Source organism: Saccharopolyspora sp. NPDC045941 (assembly GCF_056431445.1).
The window spans coordinates 1-8,208 of the sequence record NZ_JBWKKU010000131.1 but is presented as its reverse complement, the minus strand read 5'-3'; the positions used below and the strand labels follow the sequence as shown (position 1 = coordinate 8,208).

Here is an 8,208-nt window from a genome sequence, read left to right as displayed (position 1 = left end):
TCTATTCCGCGCCAGACCTCACCGCGCTAGCAACCAGCCTCAACCCCACACCAAACACAAAGCCGAAATCAGCGAGTTGATTTTCTGCAATCCCTTAGGGCCCCTCCCAGAATGGCGTGCGGACACTGGTGAATCATGATCGCCGGGAACGCTGAACGCCGTTTCCGCGCGAAGCGTCCCGCGTGCGGCCGCGTGGCGATTTCGCGCGAAATCGCCCCCACCGGGCCCCGTCGGGACGAGTGTGCCCGGACGCCGCCTCGGCCATCGCCGGCACTTTCGGGCATCCGGGCGGCCCAAAAGCGAAGAATTCCCGCTCTGCACGTATCGACCCGGTTTCAGATCGGATTTCGACGGTGCCGAATCGCTCGAACGGTGGAATGGTGGGCCCCGCAGTTGATCAACCGAGGACACGACGTTGGCCCGACGCGTCCCGCGGCGGCCGACCGGCTGCGCCCGGGACTCGTGAGTGCTTTGGAGCGTCATAGCAATCCAAACCGCTCACGAGCGCTTGCGGACCACTGGCAGGTTCGGTGATCGACAGCGCACCCCACAGGTCCACTTAGGACACCAGTTCTGGTTTTGCGAGGTAGCGAACTTTGACTGCCAGGAAGCTCCACTGGTGGCGAGCCGCTGTGGTCACGGCGAGCGTCACCGGGCTGCTGACCGGCGCAGCCCACACTGCCCTCGGCGCCGGCCCCGATGCCGCCCCCACGACCCCGGCCGCGCCCGACACCGTCGAGCAGCGCGCCTTCGAATCGGCCGCCGCCGAGTTCGGCATCCCGATGCCGCTGCTGATGGCGACCTCGTTCCAGCTCACCAGGTGGGAGGACCACAACGGTGAGCAGAGCGTGGCCGGCGGCTACGGCCCGATGCACCTGACCGACATCGACCCCGATGAGCTCCGCAGCGAGAACCCGAAGCTGCAGAAGCTCGGGGACCACCCCACGCTGCACACCCTGACCGAGGCCGCGGCGCTGGTGGGCCTCCCGCCGGAGCAGGTGAAGCGCGACCCGGAGCAGAACATCCGGGCCGGTGCCGCGCTGCTGGCCCAGCGCACCAAGAACCTCGGCGAGGGAAACCTGCCGAACAACATCGGCGGCTGGTACCCGGCGATCGCCGAGCTCAGCGGCAGCCCGCAGGCCAGCGGCGCGCAGTCCTTCGCCGACGACGTCTACGACGTGCTCGGCCAGGGCCGCGCCCGCACCACCTCGACCGGCCAGCGGCTGGCGTTCGCCAAGATCCCCGAGGTGCTGCCGGACCGGGATCTCAGCGGCACCAACCTGAAGAACATCAAGGACGCCCCGCTCGGTCCGAAGCCGGAATGCCCGACCGAGCTGGACTGCCGCTACATCCCGGCGGCCTACGCCCCGACCGATCCGCAGGATCCGACCGGCGGCTACGGCAACTACGACACGGCCAACCGGCCGAAGGACGTCAAGATCGACTCCATCGTCATCCACGACACGGAGACCTCGTACCAGACGGCGATCTCGGCGTTCCAGAACCCGGCGCACGGCGCGGCGTCGCACTACATCGTCCGCTCCTCCGACGGCCAGGTCACGCAGATGGTCCCCACCAAGGACATGGCGTGGCACGCCGGCAACTGGGACCGGAACATGCGCTCGATCGGCATCGAGCACGAGGGCTTCGCCGCCGAGGGCGGCAAGTGGTACACCGAGCAGATGTACCGCTCGTCGGCCGAGCTGGTGAAGTTCCTGGCGGACAAGTACGACATCCCGCTGGACCGCGAGCACATCGTCGGCCACGACGACGTCAGCGCCGACAACCCGGCGAAGGCCGGCGGCGAGCACTACGACCCGGGCCCGTTCTGGGACTGGGCGCACTACATGAAGCTGCTGGACGAGCCGCTGGACGGCGACACCGGCGGCGACGACGTGGTGACCATCTTCCCGCGGTTCGACGCGAACCGGCCGGAGGTCGTCGAGTGCCCGAAGGACGAGCCCTGCCGGACCCTGCCGGCGCAGGGGGCGAACTTCCTGTACCTGCACACCGAACCGCGCGATGACGCGCCGCTGATCGGCTCGCCGACGGTGCACCCGGACGGCTCGCCGGGCACGACCAAGATCGAGGACTGGTCGGCCAAGGCCAACACGGGCCGGCAGTACGCGGTGGCGGAACGCTCGGGCGACTGGCTGGCCATCTGGTTCGACGGCAAGAAGGCCTGGCTGCGCGACCCGGGCGGCACGAACACGGCACCCGCCGACGACGCCGACCTGGTCACGCCGGTCCGGGACCAGATCCCGACCTACGGCCTGTCGCTGCCGCAGCCGGGCGACTACCCGACCGGCATCGACCCGCGCAAGATCAAGCCGCTGCCGTACACGGTGCCGGCCGGTCAGGTGTACGTCGCGGGCGAGGAGACCAAGGCGCTCGACTACAACGTGGTCTACGACGGGCTGAACGACCCGGACAACCACGAGGTGATCGTCGGCGACAAGGTCTACGTCCCGATCTCGTACAACTACCGCTGGGTCTACGTGAAGGAATCGGACCTCAAGTCGGTCTGACGATCACCGGCGGAGCGCCCGCCCGCGGGGCGCTCCGCCGATGACCATCTACCGCTTAGTTCCGGTGGTGTTGGCGCGCGTGTTCCACCTGGTGCTCCTCGCAAACCTTGTCATTCTTGAGGCAGCGGTGGTGATTTTGTTCCTGCGGGGCGAGCTGCGATGCCACCGCAGGCGCCGGGCCGACGGCGAACAACGCGGCCGGGGATAGCGCGGAAACTCCGAATAGCAGCGGCAGCGCCAGCGCGAGGCCGAGCGCTCCGCGCAAGGCAGTACGCATCACCGATGCTCCTTCGTCGACGTTCGGTGAGGCCCCGAAGCGCGCCGAGCCCGGTGGGCATTCGAAGACCCCGGTGTTCACCGGCCCGAATCGATTGAATCCGGGTCCGCCAGAAAAGCCTACGCGCGCGCACCTGCCGAATCGCGAGCCCAAAGTCCCTCGGTGCTGGTCGTGTGCCCTGTGAACGCCCACTGCGGTTCCCGGGTGATCTCTCCCGCGACATACTGGCGGTATGAGCGAGCGGACCCTGGGACTGATCGGATCGGCGGCAGGCGGTGTCGAGCAGATCCGCCCGGCCCTGATCGAACCGGCCATCTCGCGGGGCTGGCAAGTCGCGGTGACGCTGACGCCCGCGGCCGGGGCGTGGCTGCGGGCGCTCGGCGAGGTCGAGCGGATCGAGCAGGTGACCGGCCTGCCGTGCCGGGTCGAGCCCCGGCTGCCCGGGGCCGGCCGCCCGCACCCGCCCATCGACCGCTACCTCGCCTGCCCGGCGACGGCGAACACGGTCGCCAAGCTCGCCCTGGGCCTAGCCGACAACCAGGCCCTGACCACGCTGGGCGAGGCGATGGGAACCCCCGAGATCCCGGTGGTGGTGTTCCCGAAGATCAACATCACGCAGGTCCGCCACCCTGTGTGGAAGTCGCACGTGGAGACCCTGCGCCAAGCCGACGTGCGGCTCCTGACCGGCGACGACTACTGGCCCCTGCAAGGCCCCAGAAGCGACCAGGCCATGGAGATCCCCTGGCGCAAGATCCTCGACGCGACGCTCGACGACCGGACCTGAGCCCGATCCTCTAGTGTTGCCCGTGCTCTTGCAGGTGGCGTTGGAGCTCGTGCAAGTGCGCGTGCGTCTCGCAGATCACGTCGTCCTCCGCGCAGTTGTGGTGATACCGCGGATGAAGGGCGAGCTGCACCGCCTCCGCAGGCGCCGGACTGGCCGCGAACGCAGCCGGGGCGAGGCCGGACACGAGTGGCAGCGCCAGCGCGATGCCGAGCGCTCCACGCAGAACAGTACGCATCACCGATGCTCCTTCGGTTGATGTTCACCGAAACCCGGAGATCTCAGTACTTTCCGAACCGAACGGCTGGAAATCGGCTCTGCCGAACGACCTTACGCGACCGCGCCCGCCGAATCGCGAGCCCAACGGCCCTAGACACCGGCCGTGTCCCCTGTGGACACCCACCGCGGTTCCCGGGTGATCCCTCTCGCGACGGCCCCAGGAACGACCAGGCCCTGGAGATCCCCTGGCGCAAGATCCTCGACGCGGCGCTCGACGACCGGACCTGAGCCCGGTCCTCAGCGCCCGCGCTGCTGGTGCTGCTGCTGGTCTTGCTGCTGCTGGTGTTGTTGCTGGTGCTCCTGACAGACCCAGTCGTCCTGGTTGCACTCGTCGGTCTGCTGCTGCGCCACCGTAGGTGCCGGAACGGCGGCGAACGCGGCCGGCGCGAGCGGGGCGACTCCGAACAGGAGAGGAAGCGCCAGCGCAAGGCCGAGCGAACCACGCAGAACAGTACGCATAATCGATGCTCCTTCGGTTGATATTCGGCGAGGCCCGCAAAATCCCGCCGGACCCCGGTATGTTCCGACCGAATCGCTAGAACCCGGCTCCGCCGAAGAACTCTACGCGCGCACGAACGCCGGACCCCGAGGCCAAAGGCCCTCGAAACTGGCCCGTGAGAGGTTGAGGCACGCACAAGTGGGGGTGACGCCAGTGGATGACGACTTGACGCTCGCGGACGTGGTGGACGGCGCCATCGGCAGGTGGCAGCGGATGCGGAGCGAGTCCGCCAGGCAGGTGGCCGACCGGGACTTCCGGACCTGGCTGTTCGAGACCCTCCCGGAGCAGGCGGCGAGCGCGGGCCCGTACGACCCGCGCGACCACGCCTACATCGTGTACGAGACCGCGACGGCGCTCTACCGCGTCGGCAACATCGCCGACTCGTTCCTGCTGTTGCGCTGGTACGGCGTGCATTACGCGCACCACCCGGATCCCGGACTGGGCGCGCGGGTGCTCGACATGCTGACCGACCTGTGCGCCTACACCGGGCAAGCCGATGCGACGGGCAATGCCGCCGCAGCCGGTGTGCTGCGCGACGTGGTGGACGCCGTCCGCGGCCCGGTGGACGTCCTGGTGGAGCGCGCGCTGTGCCGGGCGCTGGCGATCCACGCGCACCTGCGCGGGCATCACCTCGCAGCGGTCGAAAACCTGTCGAGCAAACGCGAGGAGCAAGCGGCGCTGTGGGCGGAGATCTTCCGGCGGTACCGGCACAATGCGGATCCCGAACTGCGCGGGAGAGCGGCGCAGGGCTTGTACAACACGGCGCTGGTATCGCTCCAGGAAGGCGATGAAAGGGCCGCCCGGGAGAAGTTCGACGAGCTCGTGAAGTCGTTCGGCCGGGATCGGGGCGGGAATCCCGACGTGGACGAATGGCTCAGCCGGGCCGAGCACGCAGGCGTGGTGCTGGACGGGTTCGCGGTCGGCGAGCCCGAGCTGAACCTCGACTACCTGCGGAAGCAGCGCGACTGGGACCGCAGGAGGCGGCGCAAGGGCTTCGGCCTGCCGTGGCTGCTGTCGGGCGCCCCGCGCAACCACATGGCCAAACTCGTCCGCGCCGCCCGGGAGAAGCACCTGAGCTCGGTCGGCCAGGTCCGCAGCTGGCTGTGCTCCGGCGAACCGTTCGTGCTCCTGCTGCGCAACTTCGGCCTGGCCGAGGAGTCGCGCGCGTCGTCGGCGCTCGCGTCGGTCCTCGAAAACCCCGACGACCCGCAGGGCGACTACGTGCAGACCATCGTGTTCCGCGACTGCGGTCCCGCCTTGGCGGAACTGGAACTCGCGGTGCCGATGATCACGGTGGCCAGCACGAAGGCGGGCGAGCTGGAGCTGTCGTCGGCGTTCGGCCAGTTCGTCCCCAGGGCCGCCCTGTACCTCCCGGATGCGACGTGGTTCGAGACCGTCGCGAAGCTGATCCCGCTGGCCGCCCAGATCATCGTGTGGGCGGCGGAGCTGACCCCCGCCCTGGCCCAGGAGATCGCCTGCCTGGAGGAAAACGGGCGCACGGACGACGCGCTGATCATCGTGGACGAGCCGCCCTCGACGATGCAGAAGGCGTTCCTGCCGCGCAGCGGGAACGAGGTGCTGACGACGAACCACCCGGCGCTCGCGGCGTTCCCGAACGTGGTCGACGCACGCGAGTTCAAGAACCGGGGCGTCGCCGATTCCCCATCCCTCCAACAACTTCTCAACGCGCTGGAGGCGGCCCGCGCGGTCCCGATCGAGCAGCGCATCGAAAGGATCAGGACCCACCTGGCCTGAGGGGTCGTTTCAGGATGGCGCGCGAGCACGCGTGAGCAGTGACCGTCCGGAGCGGCGGGCAGAAAGCCCTTGGTCCGGGCCCGCTCTCCGGGCGCAGTCTGGCGCTGTGCCCGAGAAGACGGCGCTTGCGGAGCTCGCGGATTTCCCGCTGGTGGAGGCGATTTTCGGCCGCCGCTCGCGGCGTTTCGCCCTGGGCGACGAGATCCCGGACGGCCCGCTCGCCTACCGCTCCAGGCACGAGCCGGTTCCCCTGACGGACCTGGAGCGGATGCTCGTGCTGAGCGCGATGGGCGGCACGACCGGCTGGCACTACTCGATCACCCGGCACGCCCGGTACGCCCCGCACGTCTCGAACTACGCCGGCGCCGCCGCCGGCCGCACCTTCCCGTCCGCGGCCGGGATCCACACCGCCGAGTTGTTCTTCACCGACGACTCCGGGCTCTACTTCTTCCCGACCCGCGACGCCGGCGCGCTGGTCGACCCGGCCGTCGAGGAGGTCACCCCGGAGCTGGTGGTCGAGCGGCACCGCGAGCGGCTGCACCGGCTCTCGCCCGGGCGGCTGCACCTGCCGGCGGAGGAGCCCTACCTGGAGGGGCACAACACCTGGTGCGTCAACGTTCCCGGTTCGCTGCTGGTCATCCCGGTGGCGGACATCGCCCAGCACGTCATCGCCATCCTGTGCTTCTTCGCCCAGAACGGCTACGCGATCTACGACGACGTCAACGATCGCGAGCTCCCCGGGCTGGCGGAGTTCGGCGGGCTGGTCGACGTCGAGGAGCCGTTCCCGCTCACCTTCACCGAGCAGTACGCGCTGACCGAGGCGACGGCGGAGCTGGCTTCCGCCTGCTACGCGGGCGTGCTGATGTTGCAGGCGATGGGGCTCGGCGGCTGGATGTTCGACGGGATCGACCGCTTCGCGATGCTCGGCGCCTCGGGCGATCCCGGCGTCCCCGGCCTCGGGTTCCGCTACGACGAGGACGAGCGCTGGCCGACCCCGAACCCCACCGGCCGGGAAGGCGTCTTCGATGCCTGCTGCCCACCGCGGTACCGAGACATGGCGGCGGCGGTCGAGGCGTTCGCCGAACGCAAATTCGGCCCCGGCGGGCCGTTCCACCGCGACACCCCGGGAGCCTGGACCGACACCCCGGGCTTCCGCGGCAGCGCCCTGGTGCACGACGACGAGTTCAAGGCGTGCGTCGCGCTCCAAGCGCAGTACGTCCTGGACACCTTCGGGAAGTTCCCCGGGACGGTGCCGACGGTGTTCATCATGAACTACGTCCAGGCCCACCACCTGGACCTGGACTTCTACGACCGCTTCTTCAAACCCGGCGCCTACCTGCACACCCACGCCACGCACATGCAGAAGTGGCACGACGGAGGAGAGCAGACCTAGACATGGGCGATCTCGGAACCATGCGGGCGAGAAGCGTCAGGCCGGGGGGAAGTTCCACAGCTGGGTCAGCGCTCCGGACTGCTGGTCCATGACCGCCCAGTAGTTGCCGCCCATGTTGAACGGAGTCACGACGCGGCCGTCCGACCGGGAGCTGATCAGGTGTCCGCCGCCGACGTAGGGCAGCTCCCACTGCTGGTTGAGACCTTGTGCGCAGCTCTGCTGCACAACTGCCGTCCTACCGTCAGGTGCGTTGTAGTTGCCGACCGTAAGACAGAGGTTCGTGTCGCTGTTCCGAATCTGGTAATAGCCGGCGCCGAGGGCCTCGGGCCTCCACAGCTTGCCGCCTGGAGCCTCCTCGACGGCGTTCGCCCAGATAACGATGTTCTCGGCCTTGTTCGCCCCGTATCCGGTCGGAATCAGCTTCTGACCGGAACTCACGTTGACGATCCGAACAGCGGTTTGACGAGCGTCACCGGAACCCTGGCGCGCTTCGTCGGCTTGCGCAGCGGAAACGGCCCCGGCAGCGGGGAGCAGGACCGTGGCCACTGCTGCTGAAACGACCTGGAGGATTCGCGAGTACATGAGAAGTCCTACCTTTCAAGCGTGGGTCTGATCTGGTCATTCGTAAGATCGGAGGGCCCAGGGGTTCTGGGTATGGCTGACATGCTCGAGCCGGTGGATGGCTTAAAGGACTTG

8 protein-coding genes are annotated in these 8,208 nt (G+C 68.6%); 4 read left to right on the top strand and 4 right to left on the bottom strand.

The window, feature by feature from the left end; genetic code table 11:
• Positions 1-596: 596 nt before the first annotated feature.
• On the top strand, positions 597-2,528 hold the full coding sequence (locus AC07FN_RS45280; protein ID WP_478401277.1) for an N-acetylmuramoyl-L-alanine amidase: 1,932 nt from the start codon (positions 597-599) through the stop codon (positions 2,526-2,528).
• A gap of 55 nt (positions 2,529-2,583) precedes the next feature.
• On the opposite strand, the gene AC07FN_RS45275 is transcribed toward AC07FN_RS45280, so the two are convergent.
• Positions 2,584-2,886: a hypothetical protein gene (locus tag AC07FN_RS45275; protein ID WP_478401276.1), complete on the bottom strand. Its 303-nt coding sequence runs from the start codon at positions 2,884-2,886 to the stop codon at positions 2,584-2,586.
• Positions 2,887-3,037: 151 nt separating this feature from the next.
• Between AC07FN_RS45275 and AC07FN_RS45270 the strand changes: the two genes are divergently transcribed.
• Positions 3,038-3,589 (top strand): flavoprotein, encoded by a 552-nt coding sequence (locus AC07FN_RS45270; RefSeq protein ID WP_478401275.1) that lies wholly within the window; start codon positions 3,038-3,040, stop codon positions 3,587-3,589.
• A 10-nt stretch (positions 3,590-3,599) separates the two neighbouring features.
• On the opposite strand, the gene AC07FN_RS45265 is transcribed toward AC07FN_RS45270, so the two are convergent.
• Both AC07FN_RS45265 and AC07FN_RS45260 read right to left on the bottom strand, forming a co-directional pair.
• Positions 3,600-3,824 carry a hypothetical protein gene (locus tag AC07FN_RS45265; protein ID WP_478401274.1) on the bottom strand — a complete coding sequence of 75 codons (225 nt, stop codon included), beginning with the start codon at positions 3,822-3,824 and terminating at the stop codon, positions 3,600-3,602.
• A 278-nt stretch (positions 3,825-4,102) separates the two neighbouring features.
• Entirely contained in the window at positions 4,103-4,324 is a 222-nt protein-coding gene (locus AC07FN_RS45260; protein WP_478401273.1) for a hypothetical protein, read from the bottom strand.
• Positions 4,325-4,517: 193 nt separating this feature from the next.
• On the opposite strand from AC07FN_RS45260, the gene AC07FN_RS45255 reads away from it, so the two are divergent.
• Together AC07FN_RS45255 and AC07FN_RS45250 are read left to right on the top strand one after the other, a co-directional pair.
• A complete protein-coding gene (locus tag AC07FN_RS45255; protein WP_478401272.1) occupies positions 4,518-6,119 on the top strand; it encodes a hypothetical protein in 1,602 nt (533 codons plus the stop codon).
• A gap of 106 nt (positions 6,120-6,225) precedes the next feature.
• Entirely contained in the window at positions 6,226-7,512 is a 1,287-nt protein-coding gene (locus AC07FN_RS45250) for a hypothetical protein (RefSeq protein ID WP_478401271.1), read from the top strand.
• Positions 7,513-7,548: 36 nt separating this feature from the next.
• Here the strand turns inward: AC07FN_RS45250 and AC07FN_RS45245 are convergent, their stop codons facing one another.
• Positions 7,549-8,094, bottom strand: a complete 546-nt coding sequence (locus AC07FN_RS45245) for an RICIN domain-containing protein (RefSeq protein WP_452613292.1) — start codon at positions 8,092-8,094, stop codon at positions 7,549-7,551.
• Between the last annotated feature and the right edge of the window lie 114 nt (positions 8,095-8,208).